The following is a 16,904-nucleotide window of genomic DNA, read 5'->3' as shown; positions in this document are numbered from 1 at the left end:
TACCGCGTCGGGTGCACCGTGGCGGGGCGTCTCGAGACGGTCGCTGCGCGACCTCCTCGACGAACGGGWGGGGGCCATCACTCGCCCGTCCAGGACATGACGTGCTTGATGCGCGTGTAGTCCTCGAAGCCGTACATCGACAGGTCCTTGCCGTAGCCGGAGTGCTTGTAGCCGCCGTGCGGCATCTCGGAGACGAACGGGATGTGGGTGTTGATCCACACCACGCCGAAGTCCAGGCGCTTCGACATCCGCATCGCACGGCCGTGGTCGCGGGTCCACACGCTGGAGGAGAGGCCGTACTGGACGCCGTTGGCGAAGCGCAGTGCCTCGGCCTCGTCGCCGAAGCGCTGCACGGTGATGACGGGGCCGAAGATCTCGTTCTGCGTCACCTCGTCGTCCTGGCGCAGGCCTGACACGACGGTGGGCTCGTAGTACCAACCGCCCTCCCCGCCGGTGATCGTCGGGCGCGACCCGCCGGCATCGATCCGCGCGTGGTCGGGCAACCGGTCCACCAGGCCGCTGACGCGCGCGAGCTGGTCGGGGTTGTTCAGTGCGCCGTAGAGCACGTCGGGGTCGTCCGGCAGACCGGTGCGCGTCCCGCGGGCCTGCTCGGCGAGGGCGGCGACGAACTCGTCGTGGATCCCGTCGGCGACCAGCACGCGGGTCGCCGCCGTGCAGTCCTGGCCGGCGTTGAAGTAGCCCGCCGTGGCAATCGCCTCGGCGGCGGCCGCGACGTCGGCGTCGTCGAAGACGACCACCGGTGCCTTGCCGCCGAGCTCGAGGTGCACCCGCTTGAGGTCCGCGGCCGCCGCGCTGGCGACCTCGGTGCCCGCCCGCACCGATCCGGTGATCGCGACCATCTGGGGCGTGGGGTGCTCGATGAGTGCCCGGCCGGTGTCGCGGTTGCCGCACACGACGTTGAGCACGCCCGGCGGCAGGAACTCCGCAGCGAGCTCGGCGAGCAGCGTGGTGCTGGCGGGAGTGGTGTCGCTGGGCTTGAGCACGATCGCGTTGCCGGCGGCCAGCGCAGGGGCGATCTTCCAGATCGCCATCATCAGCGGGTAGTTCCACGGCGTCACCTGGGCGACCACACCGATCGGCTCCCGTCGGACCCACGAGGTGTGGTCCTTCAGGTACTCGCCGGCGCTGCGACCCTCCAGCACGCGCGCCGCGCCCGCGAAGAAGCGCAGCTGGTCGACGCACGGCGGCAGCTCCTCCTCGGCGGTGAGGCCGATCGGCTTGCCGGTGTTCTCGCACTCGGCGCGCACGAACTCGTCCGTCCGGTCCTCCAGTGCCTGGGCGATCCGCAGGAGTGCCTCCTGACGCTCCTTCGGCGTCGTCTCGCCCCACGTCTCGAACGCAGTCGCCGCCGCCCGCATCGCGCGATCGACGTCCTCGGCACCGCTGGCCGGCGCAGTGGCGTACGTCGCGCCCGTCGCAGGGTTGGCGACGTCGTACGTCGCTCCGGAGGCCGCGTCGACGGACTCCCCGGCGATCAGGTTGCGCAGCGTGGTCAGGGGGGTGGTCATGGCGGCGAGCCTAGCCAGCATCACCCCCGTGGGGAAGCATCGCTACAACGAAATCCGTTGCGATTGGGTGAACTTGCGACGGATTCACTTGCTTGCCTGCGCCGAACGAGTCAGGATGGGCGGGTGACCTTCGACGCCGAGCAGCACGCCACCCTCCAGAAGTCCGCGCGCGACCACCTCTGGATGCACTTCACCCGCATGTCGTCCTACGACACCGCGGACGTGCCGGTCATCGTCCGCGGCGAGGGCCCCTACATCTGGGACGCCCAGGGGCGGAAGTACCTCGACGCGCTCGGCGGGCTCTTCGTGAGCCAGCTCGGCCACGGCCGTACCGACCTCGCCGAGGTCGCGGCCAAGCAGGCCTCCGAGCTCGCCTTCTTCCCCCTGTGGTCCTACGCGCACCCGTCTGCGATCGAGCTGGCCGAGAAGGTCGCGGGCTACGCCCCCGGTGACCTCAACCGCGTCTTCTTCACCTCCGGCGGCGGCGAGGCCGTCGAGTCGGCGTGGAAGCTCGCCAAGAACTACTTCAAGCTCGTCGGCAAGCCGATGAAGCACAAGGTGCTCTCGCGCACCATCGCCTACCACGGCACCACCGCCGGAGCGCTGTCGATCACCGGGCTGCCGGGCCTCAAGGCGCAGTTCGAGCCGCTGGTGCCCTCCACCTTCCGGGTGCCGAACACCAACATCTACCGGGCACCTGCGTTCCTCGAGGGCGCTGACGGCTCCGTCGACCCGGAGGCCTTCGGCCGCTGGGCGGCCGACCAGATCGCCGTACAGATCGAGAACGAGGGTCCCGACACCGTCGCGGCCGTCTTCCTCGAGCCCGTCCAGAACGCCGGCGGTTGCTTCCCGCCCCCGCCCGGCTACTTCCAGCGGGTCCGTGAGATCTGCGACGAGTACGACGTCCTGCTGGTCTCCGACGAGGTGATCTGCGCGTTCGGCCGACTGGGCCACATGTTCGGCGCCGAGCGGTACGGCTACCAGCCCGACATCATCACGTGCGCCAAGGGCATCACCTCGGGCTATGCCCCCCTCGGCGCGATGATCGTCAGCGACAGGCTCTACGAGCCCTTCGCCCACGGCGCCGAGATGTTCGCCCACGGCTACACCTTCGGCGGCCACCCCGTCTCCACCGCGGTGGCGGTCAAGAACCTCCAGATCTTCGAGGAGGAGGGCGTCCTGGAGAACGTCCGCGCCAACGAGGCGTCCTTCCGCAACACCCTCGAGAAGCTCCTCGACCTGCCGATCGTCGGCGACGTGCGCGGCGACGGCTACTTCTACGGGATCGAGCTGGTCAAGGACAAGACCACCAAGGAGACCTTCAACGACGACGAGGCCGAGCGGCTCCTGCGCGGCTTCCTCTCCAAGGCGTTGTACGACGCCGGGCTCTACTGCCGCGCCGACGACCGCGGCGACCCGGTCATCCAGCTCTCCCCGCCGTTGATCTGCGGCCAGGAGCACTTCGACGAGATCGAGCAGAAGCTGCGCTCGGTGCTCACCGAGGCGCTGACCCTGCTGTAGCCGGCAGCGGTCGAGGAACTCGGCACCGGGAGCCCCGTGGGGAGGTTCCCGGTGCTGCTCCTTGTCGGTCCCGTTCGTCGAGGAGGTCGCGCGGCGACCGTCTCGAGACGTCTGGCTGCGGTGCACCGTGGCGGGGGGTCTCGAGACGGCCGTGGGCGGCCTCCTCGACCAACGGGTGGTGTGGGCGGTGGTCTCCTCGTTCGTCGAGGAGGTCGCGCAGCGACCGTCTCGAGACGTCTGGCTGCGGTGCACCGTGGCGTGGGGTCTCGAGACGGCCGTGGGCGGCCTCCTCGACCCGCGGGCGGTGGCGCTCCCGTTCGTCGAGGAGGTCGCGCAGCGACCGTCTCGAGACGTCTGGCTCCGGTGCACCGTGGCGGGGGGTCTCGAGACGGCCGCGGGCGGCCTCCTCGACCACCGGGGGTGTGCGGGCGGTGGTCTCCTCGTTCGTCGAGGAGGTCGCGCAGCGACCGTCTCGAGACGTCTGGCTGCGGTGCACCGAGGCGTGGGGTCTCGAGACGGCCGCGGGCGGCCTCCTCGACCCGCGGGGCCTCAGGCCTTCTTGCGCGTCGCGAACATGTTGCCGAGCACGAGGGCGAGGGAGATCAGGAACATGATCGTGCCGATCACGTTGACCTGCATCGGCACGCCGCGCTGCGCGACGCCCCAGACGTACATCGGGAAGGTGACGGTCTGGCCGGCGTTGAGGTTGGTGATGATGAAGTCGTCGAAGGACAGCGAGAAGCTGAGCAGGGCGGCCGCGGCGATGCCGGGGAAGACGAGCGGGAAGGTGATCCGCCAGAAGGTGGTCGCCTCGCTGGCGTAGAGGTCCATCGCCGCCTGTTCGAGGTTCTGGTCCAGTCCGCTGAGTCGGGCCTTCACGGTCACGATCACGAAGGACAGGCAGAACATCACGTGGGCGATGAAGATCGTGACCACGCCGAGCCGGCCGCCGAACCCGCCGGAGACGAAGAGCGCGAGCAGCGAGGAGCCCATCACGATCTCGGGCGAGGCCATCGGCAGGAAGATCACGGTGTTCATCACCGAGCGGCCACGGAAGTTGTGCCGCACGAGGGCGAAGGCTGCGAGAGTACCGAGGATCGTCGCGACCAGGGTGGCGGCCAGGCCGATGCCGATGCTGCGCAGCACGGACTCGCACATGCCGTCCGGGCCGCACATGTTGGTCCAGTTGCTGAAGGTGAAGTCGCGGAAGGCGTACACGTTGCGCGACTCGCTGTTGTCGTTGAAGCTCATCAGCATCACGATGGCGATCGGCACGAACATGTAGACGAGGACGAGCAGACCGCCCGCGAGGACGATGTGGTCGCTGACCCACCGGCTGGCGCGCTGGAGACCGTTCACAGGAGCTCCTCCGTCCCGGCCTTGCGGATGTAGACCATCACCATCGCGACGATCACCACCATCAGCAGCACGGACAGGGCGCCCGCGGCGGCGTAGTCGCCGGTGTCGGTGAAGAGGTCCTGGATCACGTTGCCGACCATGCGCTGGTTGGTGCTGCCGAGCAGCTGGGCGTTGATGTAGTCGCCGGCCGCCGGGATGAAGGTGAGCAGCGTTCCGGCCACCACGCCGGGCATCGACAGCGGCAGGGTCACCTTGAGGAAGCCCCGCGACGGCGAGGCGTACAGGTCACCGGCCGCCTCGACGAGGCGTCCGTCGATCTTCTCCAGGCTGGCGTAGAGGGGGAGCACCATGAAGGGCAGGAAGTTGTAGACGAGACCCGCGATCACCGCGACCGGTGTCGCGAGGAGTCGGTCGTTCTCGCCCATCAGGTGCAGGGTCTGCAGCGCGTCGACGATGAAGCCGTCGTCGGCGAGGATCAGCTTCCACGACAGGGTCCGGATCAGGAAGCTCGTGAAGAACGGCGCGATCACCAGGACCAGCAGCAGGGTGCGCCAGCGCCCGGCCTTGAAGGCGATCGCGTAGGCGAGCAGGTAGCCGAGCACGAGACAGATCAGGGTCGCGATCCCGGCGTAGGTGAGGGAGCGCAGCAACGGTCGCCAGAACTCCTGGAGCACGTCGACGAAGTTCGCGAAGCGGTAGCCCACGTCGTACCCCGTCAGGACCGAGCCCTCGGGGTCGTAGAGGCTGGTGGCGAGCAGCGAGTAGAACGGGATGACGAAGAAGACGGCGAGCCAGAGGCCCGCAGGCAGCATCAACCAGTAGCCGGTGAGCCGCCCCCGACGCATCAGGCCTCCTCGATCGCGCCGGCGTTGACGTCCTGGCTCGCCGGGAGCAGGAAGGCGAACTCGGGGCGCCAGGAGACGTCGACCTTGGTGCCGGCGGTGAGGAACGCGCGGCGGCCGGTGTTCTGCTCGAAGGCCATCAGCTCCTGGCCCCACGGCATCCGGACGAGGTACTGCGTGCTGACGCCGACGAAGCTCACGTCCGTCACGACGCCACCGCTCATGTGGTTGCCGGGGGCGTCGAGGGGCTCGCCCTCGGCGGCCACCAGTACCTTCTCCGGCCGGATGCCCACCCAGCCGTTGCCGCTCGTGACGTGGGCCCGGTCGGCCGGGATGGACACCTGGGTCCCGTGCATGTCGACGCGTACGACGTCGCCGTCCGCGCTGGAGACCGTGCCCGGGATCAGGTTGGACTGACCGAGGAAGTTGGCGACGAACGTCGTACGGGGGTTCTCGTACAGCTCGGTGGGGGAGCCCATCTGCTCGATGACGCCGGCGTTCATCACCGCGATGGTGTCGGCCATCGTCATCGCCTCCTCCTGGTCGTGCGTGACGTGCACGAAGGTGAGGCCGACCTCGGTCTGGATCCGCTTGATCTCGATCTGCATGCCACGGCGCAGCTTGAGGTCCAGGGCGCCGAGCGGCTCGTCGAGCAGCAGCACCTCGGGCCGGTTGATCAGCGCCCGGGCGAGGGCGACCCGCTGCTGCTGGCCGCCGGACATCTGGGGCGGCTTCTTCTTCGCCTGGCTCTCGAGCTCGACCAGCTCGAGCATCTCCTGCACCTGCTTGTCGACGTCCTTGACCTTGCGGCGCCGCAGTCCGAAGGCGACGTTCTCGTGGATGTCGAGGTGGGGGAAGAGCGCGTAGTTCTGGAAGACGGTGTTGACCGGGCGCCGGTAGGGCTTGGCGTAGGTGATCTCGTCGTCGCCGAGGTGGATCGTGCCCGAGGTCGGCAGGTCGAGCCCGGCGACCATGCGCAGCGTCGTGGTCTTGCCGCAGCCCGACGGCCCGAGCAGGGCGAAGAACGTGCCCGCCGGGATCTCGAGGTCGAGCGAGCGCACGGCGGTGAAGGTCGAGAACTCCTTGGTCAGGGCCGTGAGCCGGAGGTTGCGCCCGGACCCGCCGGGCGGGTTGGACGGGTCGGTAGCGCGCTCAGCCGCCAGTGACATCAGCGAAATCTCCTTCGTAGGCGCGGACCTTGAACTCCTCGAGGGCCATGAACGAGTGCGTCGTGGCCAGTGACTCGGCAGTCGGGAAGATCAGCGTGTTCTCGACGAGGCTGGGATCGACCTTCTCCATCGCCTCCTGGGCGCCCTTGACCGGGCAGATGTACCAGACGTAGGCGGCGAGCTTGGCGGCCACTTCGGGGTCGTAGTAGTAGTTGATCCACTCCTCGGCGTTGCCCTGGTGGGTCGCGAGGTTGGGCACCAGCATGTTGTCGGCCCAGATCATCTGGCCCTCTTCCGGTGCGACGAAGACGAGGTTCTCGTCCTCGGCCGCCGCGACGTCACCGGACCACGCCTCGCAGGCGAGGATGTTGCCGGCCGAGAGGTCCTGGATGTACTCGTTGCCCGTGAAGGCGCGGATCTGGCCGTCCTTGCGGGCCTTGCGGATCCGGTCGAGGGCGTTGTCCCACGCGGTGTCGTCGAACTGCGAGGGGTCGGCACCCTCGGTGAGCAGCGCGAGGCCCATCGTGTCGCGCATCTCGGTGAGCAGCGAGATCCGCCCCTTGAGGTCGCTGCGGGTGAGGAGCTCGTCGAAGGAGCGCACCTCCTTGACCTTCGCCTTGTTGTAGGCGATCCCGGTGAGGCCGCCCTGCCATGGCGCGGAGTAGGTCCGGTCCGGGTCCCAGCCGACGCCGGCGAGGGAGTCGATCAGGTTGGCGTGCAGGTTCGGCACCTTGTCGCGGGCCAGCGGCTGGATCCAGCCGACCTGGATCATCCGCGCCGCCATCCAGTCGGTGAGCATGAACATGTCCCGCTTGGAGGACTCGCACGAGCCGAGCTGGTTGACGACCTTCGCGAAGAACTCCAGGTTGTCGTTGACGTCGGCGGTGTAGTCGACGGTGATGCCGGTGCGCTTCCCGAACTCGGTGAGGGTCGAGACGTAGTCGCCGTCGTCCTCGTCCATGTAGCCCGGCCAGTTGGACACGACCAGGCGCCTGTCCGAGGCGGAGAGGTCGGCCGTCGTACAGCTGGCCGGGTCCTGCTTGCGGTCGGGCGTGCCGAACAGGGGGAGGACCCCGAGGCTGGCGCCACCGAGGAGCACGCCTGCACCTGTGCGCAACGCGGTCCTGCGGCTCATCCGGGACGAGACCAACGCAACCCCACCTCCCTTGAACGGTCTGCGCATCGTGACATGGCACCGCTGCGGGAACAAGGGATTCCGAAGACATTTGACAAGAACGCAACGGAATCCGTACCTCCACGTTGCATGGGGGCGGTGGGACCTGTGAGGATTCGGGGGTGACCAAGCCGAAGCCCGCTCCACTGGACGACGTCTCCAAGGCGATCATCGCCGAGCTCCAGGAGGACGGTCGACGCTCCTATGCCGCGATCGGCAAGGCGGTCGGCCTCTCCGAGGCAGCGGTGAGGCAGCGGGTCCAGCGCCTGGTCGACAGCGGCGTGATGCAGGTGGTCGCGGTGACCGACCCGCTCGAGATGGGTTTCGCCCGCCAGGCGATGATCGGGATCAAGGCCACCGGCGAGCTCGAGCCGATCGCGGATGCCCTCGCCGACCTGGTCGAGGTCGACTACGTCGTCATCACCGCCGGCTCCTTCGACGTGCTGGCCGAGGTCGTCTGCGAGAGCGACGAGCACCTGCTCCAGGTCATCTCCAGCCGGATCCGCACCATCCCCGGCGTGCTGTCGACCGAGACGCTGGTCTACCTGCGCCTGCGCAAGCAGACCTACGCCTGGGGCGTGCGCTGAGGGATGTGGCGTGGATCCTTCCGCCTACCCCGGTGAACCCGCGCGGGGCGATAGGTTCGCCTCATGAGTGTTGACTGGCGCAGTGACCGGGTCGAGCAGATCCGTGCGCTCATCGTCGAGGCCGAGCCTGCGGTGATCGAGGAGGCCAAGTGGAAGAAGGCGTCCAACCCCGACGGTGTCCCCACCTTCACCGCGGACGGCCTGATCTGCACCCTGGAGACCTACAAGGACAAGGTCAAGACGACCTTCGCGAAGGGCGCCTCCCTCGCAGACCCGTCCGGCCTGTTCAACGCGAGTCTCGACGCGGGCACCCGCCGGGCCATCGACCTGCACGAGGGTGACGAGCTGGACACCGCGGCCTTCGTCGACCTCGTCCGCGAGGCCGTCGCCCGCAACCGGGCCTGAGGCGTGCAGTACATCGGGGTCGACCTGGCCTGGGGCGAGCGCAAGCCCACCGGACTGGCGGTCGTCGACGCCGAGGGCGCGCTCCTGGGGGTCGCGGCCGTGCGGACCGACGAGGAGATCGTCGCCTTCCTGGCGTCGTACGACGACGAGGAGTGCCTCGTCGCGATCGACGCCCCGCTGATCGTGCGCAACGCGTCGGGGAACCGGCCGGCGGAGAAGCTGCTCAACAAGGACTTCGCCCGGTTCGACGCGGGTGCGCACCCCTCCAACACCGCCAAGCCCGAGTTCAGCGAGCAGCCCCGCGCCGCGCGGCTCGCCGCCCTGCTGGGGCTCGACATCAACCCGTGGTCGCGCCGGACACGCCGGGGCATCGAGGTCTACCCGCACCCCGCGACCGTCGCTCTGTTCCGGCTCGGCCGGACGCTGAAGTACAAGGACAAGCCCGGTCGCGACGTCGACCAGCTCCGTGCCGAGCTCCTCGTGCTGATGCGCCTCATCGAGGGACTGGCCAACGCGGAGCCCGCGCTGCGGGTCGACGGTCCCGCCTGGCGCGAGCTGCGCGCCGCGGTCGCCGTGGCGGAGCGCAAGAGCGAGCTGCGCGTCGTCGAGGACCAGGTCGACGCGGTCATGTGCGCCTACATCGCGATCTTCGCCGACCTCCGGCGCGACGACACCGTCGTGTACGGCGACCTCGAGTCCGGCTACATCGTCACGCCCGCGCTGCCCGAGGACCTCGTCCCCACCCCGCGACGCAAGCGCTCCTCGTCGACCCCCACGGCCCCCGACATCGGGTTCGCGGTCCGCGAGTACGCCAACGGCTGGCCGGCCACGCGTGCCGCGACCGAGGAGTACGTCGAGCGGGTCATCACCATCCTCGACGACGCGGGCATCAACTACCTGACGGTGACGGGGCGGGCGAAGTCCGTGACCTCGTTCGCCGCCAAGGCCGCCCGCACCGCTGTCGGGCACCCTGTCTACGCCGACCCGCTGCGCGAGATCACCGACCAGATCGGCGTCCGCGTCATCACCTACGTGCACAGCGACGTCCAGGCCGTGGCCGACCTGCTTGCCGAGCAGGTCATCGTTCTCGACGACCGCGACATGGGCCAGGAGACGGCGAGCGAGGGACGCTTCGGGTACGCCAGCCGCCACCTGCTGATCGGCGTCGAGGGCCATGCGCACCGGGCCCAGGTCCAGATCCGCACCGTCCTCCAGCACGCGTGGGCCGAGTTCGAGCACGACATCCGCTACAAGGGCACGATCCCCGAGGAGCACGTGCACGAGTTCGACCGTCGCTTCACCCTCGCCGCCGGCCTGCTCGAGCTCGCGGACAAGGAGTTCTCGACGATCCGCGACCGGCTGCTGCCCGGGCCCACTGATGCGGGCGACGTGACGGCCGACGACGATCCCCGCATCCCGCCGCGCGAGCTCGCCGCCTTCCTCGCCGGCCAGTACGCCGACTCCGGCTGGTCGCGGACCGACCACTACGTGTGGATCTCCACCGTGGTGCTCGAGCTCGGCATCACCTCGCTCGCAGCGCTGGGGGAGACGCTCCGGGCCGTGGACGCCGACCTGCTCAAGGAGCGGATGGGCTACCGCTACCCGCCCGGCGCCGTACGCCGTCTCGACGATGCGCTCCTGTGGACCTACGGCGAGGAGTACGTCGACCTGCGCGCCAACGCTCATCGGGTGCCGTCGCTGCAGGCCCGTCTGGCCAAGATGCGGGCGAGCGTCCCGGGAGCTCCGGCAACCTGAGTCAGTAGCCGGGGTCGAGCTCGCGGACCTCGTTGCGCAGCCGGCCCATCGTCTGGTCGAGGGACGCTGCGGTGCTGGCCGCGTGGTGCAGCTCGTCGAGCAGCGTCGTGGGTACGACGCCGTCGTACTTGTAGTAGATCGCGTGCTCGACGCTGGCCCAGAAGTCCATCGCGATGGTGCGGATCTGCAGCTCGACCGGGACGTTCTCGGTGCGGTCGGACAGGAAGACCGGCAGCGTGACGATGAGGTGCAGGCTGCGGTAGCCGTTGGGCTTGGGGCGGGCGATGTAGTCCTCGACCTCGAGCACGGTCACGTCGGGCTGGCCGGTCAGCATGTCGCTGATCCAGTAGACGTCGGACGCGAACGGACAGACGATGCGCACACCGGCGATGTCCTGGATCCGCGCCTCGATGTCCTCGAGGGTGGGCGGGCAGCCGATCCGGGCGACCTTCGCGAACAGGCTCTCGGGCGACTTCAGCCGGGTCCGGACGTGCTCGATCGGGCTGTGGTCGTGGGTCTGCTCGAACTCCTCGCGCAGGATCGAGATCTTCGTGGTGACCTCGTCGAGCGCGAACTTGTAGCGCATCCGGAACCGGGTCATCCCCAGCTGGAGCTCGCGCAACTGCGCGGCCAGGTGCTCCTCGCGGGCACTCACCTCCTCGGAGTCACCGAGCAGTCCGGTGAAGAGCTCGCGGAGCACCTCGGACGCGGGTCCGCTGGGCCGCGCACTGGGCCCGGGCGGTCGGGTCACGGGCGGGGCGGGCTCGGCACTCATCGTGGGGATTCCTCCTGGTGATCAGATCCAGCATCCCTGAGCACTCAAGTCCCTCGACCCGGGGGTTGGCCAGGGACGGCAGACTGGAGCCATGGCGGCCACCCTGATCGACCTCGGCGCACTGCGCGGACGGCTGGGCGAGGCGCTGTTCCACCGCGTCGCCGGCCCCGACGGGGCTCAGCACCGTGATCGCATCCACGACACGCCTGGTCCGCGGTGGTTCGAGCCCGACAGCGCGATCACCCGTGTCCACGGCGATGCGTCGATGTTCGTCGGCGGCATCCGCGCCCTGCTCCTCCAGACCCTGCACCCGGTCGCGATGCGGGCGGTCTCGGAGCACTCGGGCTTCCGTGGCGACATGTGGGGCCGGCTCGCGCGCACCAGCCGCTTCCTGGCCGTCACCACGTTCGGGACGGCCGACGACGCGCAGCAGGCTGTCGACATCGTGCGCTCGATCCACGACCGGATCACCGGGACCGGCCCCGACGGGGCGCCGTACGTCGCCAGCGACCCGCACCTGCTGCTGTGGGTCCACGTCGCCGAGATCGACAGCTTCCTGCTGGCGCACCAGACCTATGGCGACCGGCCGCTCGACGAGGCGGGATGCGACGAGTACGTCGCCCAGACCGCCGAGATCGCCCGACGCCTCGGTGTGCTCGACCCGCCCACGACGTACGCCGAGCTGCGTGCGGTGCTGGCCGACTTCCGCCCCGAGCTGAGGGGATCGGACGACGCCCGCGAGGCGGTGCGCTACCTGCTCCTCAAGCCGCCGCTGCCGCTGGCCGCCCGGGCGCCGTACGGCGTGCTGGTGGCGGCCGCCGTCGCGCTGATGCCGGTGTGGACCAGGCGTCATCTGCGCCTGCCGTGGCTGCCCGTGGCCGAGCGGACCGTCGTGCGCGGGATGGGGCGGGTGGCGGTCGGCGCCATTCGCTGGGCGATGACCCCGCCCGCCCCGGCGAGCGTCTCTCAGTCCTGACGCTCGGCCCGGTCGGCGAGATCGGCGGGCGTGGCGTCGACGGCGCTCGCGTCGGCGTCGCGGTCGATCTTGGTGACCGGCTTGCGCGTCGCCGTCTTGCGAGCCGGCTTCGGCTTGGCGACGGGGGAGGGATCCAGGCCGAGCTCCTCGGTGACGTTGACAGGCTCGTCGGGGCTGGCCTGCACCTTCTCCGCGACCTTGCTCGCCTGTTCGGCGACGTCCTCGGTGGTCCTGGCCACGGCGTCCCGGACAGGCGCCGTCCCGGACTCGCGTCCACTGCCCTTGCCGTCTCCGTGGGAGTCGAGGAGCGAGGTGACCACGCCGGTGGCCTTGTGCGTCGCGCCCTTGGCGAGGCCGACGGCGGCTCCCGCCATGTTCGCGGGGACCTTGAGGGTCTCGACGGCCACGTCCTTGATGAGGCCGATCGGGTTGGTACGGGTCACGGGGTTCCTTTCGCTGGTCGAATGGGCGGGTTCGTTCCCGTCCGGAGCAGCGGTACCCGACTCCTCCTGCAGTCAGACGGGGAGCGTGACGTCCTCGCCCGGGTCGAGCCAGGTGATCCGATCGGCCAGCGGGGAGCGGGCCAGGACGGCCTCGGCCGGCCCGCGGCCCTGCTGGAAGTGCGACCACCCCTCGTAGTGCACGGGTACGACGTGCGCCGGGTCGACGAGGCCGATCAGCTCGGCCCCCTCGCGGGCATCCATCGTGTAGCGGAACCAGCCGGACAGGTAGCGGAACCTCACCGAGCCGAGGTGCAGCAGCATGGTCCCGACGTCGATCCGGGTGGGCACCTCGCGCAGCGCGGGGTAGAGGATGGTGTCGCCGGTGATCCAGAGCTGACCGTTCTCCTGGCCCGCCCAGGCGAGTGCGAAGCCGATGACCGGGCCGGTGATCGGCTCACTGCCGACCGGCCCGTGCCGGCACGGCGTGGCGGTGACGGTGATCGTCTCCTTGCCCGGGGCCTCCAGCGTCGTACTCTCCCACGGCGCCAGACCGATGGCGCCACGGCCGAGCTTCGCTGCGCCCTTCCTCGTCGTCAGCGTGGTGCCCCAGGTCGGCAGCAACTCGCGCGCCGACGGGTCGAGGTTGTCGCCGTGGTGGTGATGGCTGACCAGCACGGCGTCGACGGGCCCGATCTGCTCGGGCGTCATCGATGGTCCGACGAGCTTGCGCGACGTCGTACCCCAGCCGAAGAAGTAGCGCTTGCCGGGCGGGTCGAAGGTGGGATCGGTCAGGATCCGCCAGCCGCCGACCTCGATGAGCGTCGTCGGTCCGCCGATGTGGGTGACCTTGGTGGGAGCCATGCGCTGACTCTAGGGATCTCAGGCCCGGTCGCCCGCGAAGTGCGTGGTTTTCTCCCGCGAAGTGCGTGGGTTTCTCCACCGAGATCTCCTATCAGGGACACCTCGATGGAGAAACGGTGACACTTCGCGGGAGAAAAGGGGGCACTTCGCGCACCACGACGGCCCCGACATCAGTGGGAGGTCAGCTCGGGGCGTCGACGTCCCCGCGCCAGGCGCCGGACTCGTGGCCCCGGCCCTCGATGAACTCCTTGAAGCGCGTGAGGTCGCCCTTGACGCGGTGGTCGTCGACGTTGACCGCCGAACCGACCTTCTCGACCAGGCCGGACGGCTCCCAGTCGATCTGGACCATCACGCGCGAGGTGGTGTCGTCGAGGCGGTGGAAGGTGACGACGCCCGCATGCTTCGCGTCGCCGCCGGTGCTCGCCCACGCGACGCGCTCGTCCGGGTGCTGCTCGGTGATCTCCGCGTCGAACTCGCGCTCGACGCCGGCGATGCTGGTCACCCAGTGCAGGTGCTTGTCGTCGAGCTGGGTGATCGACTCGACTCCCGACATGAACTGCGGGAACGACTCGAACTGGGTCCACTGGTTGTAGGCGGTCCGCACGGGAACCTCGACGTCGATGGACTGCTGGATCGTGCTCATGATGACTGCCTCTCTGTCGTCTTCGCTGTCACGTTCCTCCCGGCAGTACCCGAGCGGTCGCCCCTCACCCGGGGAGTGACAGCCGTGGACGGATCGCTTGACGAATCTGAGTGAGCATGTGTTCACTGAGTCGTATGACTGGGGCCACTCGCGAGCGATCGGGACCGACCTGGGAGCAGGTCCGCAAAGCGGCTGACAAGCTCACCACGCCGCTCCTGCCCGACGACTACCTGACGTTGATCAACCCGCTGTGGAGCTCGCGCGAGCTGCGTGGACGTGTCGAGCGGGTGATCCGTGAGACCGACGACGCCGCCACGCTGGTGATCCGGCCCGGGTGGGGGTGGCGCTACCTCCACCGGCCCGGCCAGTTCGTCGGGATCGGGGTGCAGATCGGCGGCAAGTACCACTGGCGGTCGTACTCCGTGAGCTCGCCGCCGGTCCGCTCCGGTCGCACGCTCGCGATCACGGTGCGGGCGATGCCGGAGGGATTCCTGTCCGACCACCTGGTCAACGGTCTGGAGCCCGGCACGATCGTGCGCCTGGCCACCCCGAGCGGCGACTTCGTGCTGCCCGACCCGCCGCCGCCTCGGTCGCTCTTCCTGGTCGGCGGCAGCGGAATCACCCCCGTGATGTCGATGCTGCGGACCCTGGATCGGCGCAACACGATGTCCGACGTGGTCCTGCACTACTCCTCGACCACGCCCGACCGGATGATCTTCCGCGACGAGCTGCGCTCGCTCCACGAGAAGCACCCCCAGCTCACCTTCGTCGAGCGGCACACCGACACCGAGGGAATCCTCGACCTGGCGACGCTCGACACCATCGCTCCGGACTGGCGCGAGCGCGAGACCTGGGCCTGCGGGCCGGCCCCGATGCTGGACGCCGTGGAACAGCACTGGGAGCAGGCCGACCTCGCCGACCAGCTGCACCTGGAGCGCTTCTCGCTGGCCGTCAGCGGGGACGGCGGCGAGGGCGGGGAGATCACCTTCCAGAACTCCGGCAAGCAGGCCGACGTCGACGGCGCCACCACGGTGCTCGAGGCAGGGGAACAGGCAGGTGTCGGCATGCCCTACGGCTGCCGCGTCGGCATCTGCCACACCTGCACCGTCACCAAGATCTCCGGAACCGTGCGCGACCTGCGCAACGGCAACGACTACGACCAGCCCAACGAACAGGTCCAGACCTGCGTGACCGTCCCGGTCGGTGCGTGCGTGCTCGACATCTGAGCGCCCCACCGCCCGACCCCAAGACCCACGCAGACCCACGCAGACCCACGCAGACCCACGAGGACTCGAGGAGAAGACATGGCCATCGCCGACGTCGCCCAGTACACCCATCTCACCGCCGAGGAGGTCGAGCAGATCGGGCTCGAGCTCGACGCCATCCGCAAGGAGATCGAGGAGTCCCGCGGGGACGCCGACGCGGCCTACATCAACCGCGTGATCACCACCCAGCGCTGGATGGCGGCCGTCGCCCGGATCGGCATGATCGTCAGTGCGCCCCTCGACCCGAAGGTGCGCCGCCCGGTGGTCGCGCTCAGCGCGATCAGCCTCGGCCTGGCCAAGATCCTCGAGAACATGGAGATCGGCCACAACGTCATGCACGGCCAGTGGGACTGGATGAACGACCCCGAGATCCACTCCTCGACGTGGGAGTGGGACACCGGCCAGCCGGCCGAGCAGTGGAAGCACAGCCACAACTACATCCACCACCAGTTCACCAACGTCCTCGGTTACGACAACGACATCGGGTACGGCGTCCTGCGGATGGCGCGCGAGCAGAAGTGGCACCCGGTCAACCTGGGTCAGCCCGTCTACAACGCGCTGCTGGCCAGCCTGTTCCAGTGGGGAGTCGCGCTGCACGACCTCGACATCGAGGCGATCCGCAAGCGCGAGAAGGACCCGAAGGAGATGAAGCGCCAGCTCAAGCAGATCGTGAAGAAGGGGCGCAACCAGATCCTCAAGGACTACGTGCTCTACCCGGCGCTGAGCGGGCGGCAGTGGAAGTCCACGATGAAGGCCAACGCGAGCGCGAACCTGATGCGCAACCTGTGGTCCTACCTGATCATCTTCTGCGGCCACTTCCCTGACGGCGCCCTGCACTTCACCGAGGACGAGATCGACGACGAGACCCGGTCGGAGTGGTACCTGCGCCAGATCCTCGGCACCGCGAACTTCGAGGGCGGCAAGCTGCTGCACGTGATGAGCGGCAACCTCGGCTACCAGATCGAGCACCACCTCTACCCGGACCTCCCGAGCAACCGGTACGCCGAGATCTCGACCCGGGTGCGCGCGCTGTGCGACAAGTACGACATCCCGTACACGACCGGACCGCTGCACCAGCAGTACGGCCAGGTGCTCCGCGTGATCATGAAGCTCTCGCTGCCCAACAAGCTCACCTCCGACGACAAGCCGCCCACGGGGGACGACGTCACGGTCGAGCACGGTCGACAGCGGCAGGAGGCGCGCCAGGAGCGTCGCCGCGAGCTCGGCGGCTGGTCGCGCTCCGAGCAGGCGTCCGCCTGAGCCGGTGGCCGTGGACACGATCTCCGGGTTCGCCTGGACCGACGGGGAGCTCGACCGCCGCAAGGTGACTCGCTGCGCCCTCGCCCGGGTCTGTGGGATGTGCGGGGAGACGCTCGGACGTCCGGTCGTCTTCGTCGGTGACGCCGACGAGGACGCCCGCAACAGCTTCCACGTGCCCCCACTGCACGACCCTTGCGCGCAGGACCTGCTCGCTGCCTCCGGGCCCGGCTTCGTGCTGGTCCGCACCGGAGGCTTCGAGTTCGTCCGGCCCGTGCGCCACGATCCGGATCCGAGGCCGAGGTTCGAGCCCAACTCCCGACTCGCCGTCGGCTGAGGTCGG

General features: G+C 69.2%; 17 protein-coding genes. 8 read left to right on the top strand and 9 right to left on the bottom strand.

The genetic code is table 11. The annotated features are described in order from the left end of the window. Positions 1 to 77 precede the first annotated feature (77 nt). Positions 78 to 1,529 carry a gamma-aminobutyraldehyde dehydrogenase gene (locus tag ASE01_RS21825; protein WP_056757715.1) on the bottom strand — a complete coding sequence of 484 codons (1,452 nt, stop codon included), beginning with the start codon at positions 1,527 to 1,529 and terminating at the stop codon, positions 78 to 80. Between the two features lie 123 nt (positions 1,530 to 1,652). On the opposite strand from ASE01_RS21825, the gene ASE01_RS21820 reads away from it, so the two are divergent. Continuing rightward, positions 1,653 to 3,050 (top strand): aspartate aminotransferase family protein, encoded by a 1,398-nt coding sequence (locus tag ASE01_RS21820; protein ID WP_056757712.1) that lies wholly within the window; start codon positions 1,653 to 1,655, stop codon positions 3,048 to 3,050. Positions 3,051 to 3,599: 549 nt separating this feature from the next. Here ASE01_RS21820 and ASE01_RS21815 read toward each other — a convergent pair. Genes ASE01_RS21815 through ASE01_RS21800 form a run of 4 tightly spaced genes read right to left on the bottom strand, consistent with a single transcriptional unit; the run spans position 3,600 to position 7,555 of the window. Continuing rightward, positions 3,600 to 4,409, bottom strand: a complete 810-nt coding sequence (locus tag ASE01_RS21815) for an ABC transporter permease (protein WP_056757709.1) — start codon at positions 4,407 to 4,409, stop codon at positions 3,600 to 3,602. Continuing rightward, positions 4,406 to 5,254: an ABC transporter permease gene (locus ASE01_RS21810; protein ID WP_082606302.1), complete on the bottom strand. Its 849-nt coding sequence runs from the start codon at positions 5,252 to 5,254 to the stop codon at positions 4,406 to 4,408. The genes ASE01_RS21815 and ASE01_RS21810 overlap by 4 nt, the downstream gene beginning before the upstream one ends. Beyond that, on the bottom strand, positions 5,254 to 6,420 hold the full coding sequence (locus ASE01_RS21805) for an ABC transporter ATP-binding protein (RefSeq protein ID WP_056757707.1): 1,167 nt from the start codon (positions 6,418 to 6,420) through the stop codon (positions 5,254 to 5,256). The genes ASE01_RS21810 and ASE01_RS21805 overlap by 1 nt, the downstream gene beginning before the upstream one ends. Beyond that, positions 6,404 to 7,555: an ABC transporter substrate-binding protein gene (locus ASE01_RS21800; protein ID WP_056757704.1), complete on the bottom strand. Its 1,152-nt coding sequence runs from the start codon at positions 7,553 to 7,555 to the stop codon at positions 6,404 to 6,406. Before ASE01_RS21800 ends, ASE01_RS21805 begins: the two co-directional genes overlap by 17 nt. Positions 7,556 to 7,740: 185 nt before the next feature. On the opposite strand from ASE01_RS21800, the gene ASE01_RS21795 reads away from it, so the two are divergent. The 3 genes from ASE01_RS21795 to ASE01_RS21785 all read left to right on the top strand — a co-directional run bounded on the left by ASE01_RS21795 (position 7,741) and on the right by ASE01_RS21785 (position 10,341). After that, complete coding sequence (locus ASE01_RS21795; protein WP_414858547.1) at positions 7,741 to 8,181, top strand: Lrp/AsnC family transcriptional regulator; 441 nt, start codon at positions 7,741 to 7,743, stop codon at positions 8,179 to 8,181. A 63-nt stretch (positions 8,182 to 8,244) separates the two neighbouring features. After that, a complete protein-coding gene (locus ASE01_RS21790; RefSeq protein ID WP_056757698.1) occupies positions 8,245 to 8,586 on the top strand; it encodes a DUF1801 domain-containing protein in 342 nt (113 codons plus the stop codon). Between the two features lie 3 nt (positions 8,587 to 8,589). Then, the gene (locus ASE01_RS21785) at positions 8,590 to 10,341 is read left to right on the top strand and encodes a DUF429 domain-containing protein (RefSeq protein WP_056757694.1); all 1,752 of its coding nucleotides are present in this window, start codon (positions 8,590 to 8,592) and stop codon (positions 10,339 to 10,341) included. 1 nt (position 10,342) lies between these two features. Here ASE01_RS21785 and ASE01_RS21780 read toward each other — a convergent pair whose 3' ends face one another. Beyond that, positions 10,343 to 11,116 carry a GTP pyrophosphokinase family protein gene (locus tag ASE01_RS21780; protein ID WP_082606301.1) on the bottom strand — a complete coding sequence of 258 codons (774 nt, stop codon included), beginning with the start codon at positions 11,114 to 11,116 and terminating at the stop codon, positions 10,343 to 10,345. 91 nt (positions 11,117 to 11,207) lie between these two features. Here ASE01_RS21780 and ASE01_RS21775 point away from each other — a divergent pair, with 91 nt between their 5' ends. Next, a complete protein-coding gene (locus tag ASE01_RS21775; protein ID WP_056757691.1) occupies positions 11,208 to 12,092 on the top strand; it encodes an oxygenase MpaB family protein in 885 nt (294 codons plus the stop codon). Here ASE01_RS21775 and ASE01_RS21770 read toward each other — a convergent pair. The 3 genes from ASE01_RS21770 to ASE01_RS21760 form a co-directional block, all read right to left on the bottom strand. Next, entirely contained in the window at positions 12,083 to 12,535 is a 453-nt protein-coding gene (locus ASE01_RS21770) for a hypothetical protein (protein ID WP_056757688.1), read from the bottom strand. The genes ASE01_RS21775 and ASE01_RS21770 overlap by 10 nt on opposite strands. A gap of 72 nt (positions 12,536 to 12,607) precedes the next feature. After that, positions 12,608 to 13,396, bottom strand: a complete 789-nt coding sequence (locus ASE01_RS21765) for an MBL fold metallo-hydrolase (RefSeq protein ID WP_056757686.1) — start codon at positions 13,394 to 13,396, stop codon at positions 12,608 to 12,610. Between the two features lie 181 nt (positions 13,397 to 13,577). Then, on the bottom strand, positions 13,578 to 14,039 hold the full coding sequence (locus tag ASE01_RS21760; RefSeq protein WP_056757682.1) for an SRPBCC family protein: 462 nt from the start codon (positions 14,037 to 14,039) through the stop codon (positions 13,578 to 13,580). Between the two features lie 134 nt (positions 14,040 to 14,173). Between ASE01_RS21760 and ASE01_RS21755 the strand changes: the two genes are divergently transcribed. The 3 genes from ASE01_RS21755 (at position 14,174) to ASE01_RS21745 (ending at position 16,898) form a co-directional block, all read left to right on the top strand. Next, positions 14,174 to 15,265, top strand: a complete 1,092-nt coding sequence (locus tag ASE01_RS21755; protein WP_056757679.1) for a ferredoxin reductase — start codon at positions 14,174 to 14,176, stop codon at positions 15,263 to 15,265. Between the two features lie 78 nt (positions 15,266 to 15,343). After that, positions 15,344 to 16,564, top strand: coding sequence for a fatty acid desaturase family protein (locus ASE01_RS21750; protein WP_056757675.1), 1,221 nt, complete (start codon positions 15,344 to 15,346; stop codon positions 16,562 to 16,564). Between the two features lie 10 nt (positions 16,565 to 16,574). Then, positions 16,575 to 16,898, top strand: coding sequence for a hypothetical protein (locus tag ASE01_RS21745; protein ID WP_157537709.1), 324 nt, complete (start codon positions 16,575 to 16,577; stop codon positions 16,896 to 16,898). The last annotated feature ends 6 nt before the right edge of the window (positions 16,899 to 16,904 follow it).

It is taken from the genome of Nocardioides sp. Root190, assembly GCF_001428565.1.
Taxonomy (GTDB): Bacteria; Actinomycetota; Actinomycetes; order Propionibacteriales; family Nocardioidaceae; genus Nocardioides.
This window is presented reverse-complemented; position numbering and strand designations above follow the sequence as displayed.

Coding starts and splice junctions, on each gene's coding strand:
- ASE01_RS21825 (WP_056757715.1), bottom strand. CDS start 1,529: ATGACCACCCCCCTGACCACGCTGCGCAACCTGATCGCCGGGGAGTCC.
- ASE01_RS21810 (WP_082606302.1), bottom strand. CDS start 5,254: ATGCGTCGGGGGCGGCTCACCGGCTACTGGTTGATGCTGCCTGCGGGC.
- ASE01_RS21805 (WP_056757707.1), bottom strand. CDS start 6,420: ATGTCACTGGCGGCTGAGCGCGCTACCGACCCGTCCAACCCGCCCGGC.
- ASE01_RS21800 (WP_056757704.1), bottom strand. CDS start 7,555: ATGAGCCGCAGGACCGCGTTGCGCACAGGTGCAGGCGTGCTCCTCGGT.
- ASE01_RS21790 (WP_056757698.1), top strand. CDS start 8,245: ATGAGTGTTGACTGGCGCAGTGACCGGGTCGAGCAGATCCGTGCGCTC.
- ASE01_RS21780 (WP_082606301.1), bottom strand. CDS start 11,116: ATGAGTGCCGAGCCCGCCCCGCCCGTGACCCGACCGCCCGGGCCCAGT.
- ASE01_RS21775 (WP_056757691.1), top strand. CDS start 11,208: ATGGCGGCCACCCTGATCGACCTCGGCGCACTGCGCGGACGGCTGGGC.
- ASE01_RS21765 (WP_056757686.1), bottom strand. CDS start 13,396: ATGGCTCCCACCAAGGTCACCCACATCGGCGGACCGACGACGCTCATC.
- ASE01_RS21760 (WP_056757682.1), bottom strand. CDS start 14,039: ATGAGCACGATCCAGCAGTCCATCGACGTCGAGGTTCCCGTGCGGACC.
- ASE01_RS21755 (WP_056757679.1), top strand. CDS start 14,174: ATGACTGGGGCCACTCGCGAGCGATCGGGACCGACCTGGGAGCAGGTC.
- ASE01_RS21750 (WP_056757675.1), top strand. CDS start 15,344: ATGGCCATCGCCGACGTCGCCCAGTACACCCATCTCACCGCCGAGGAG.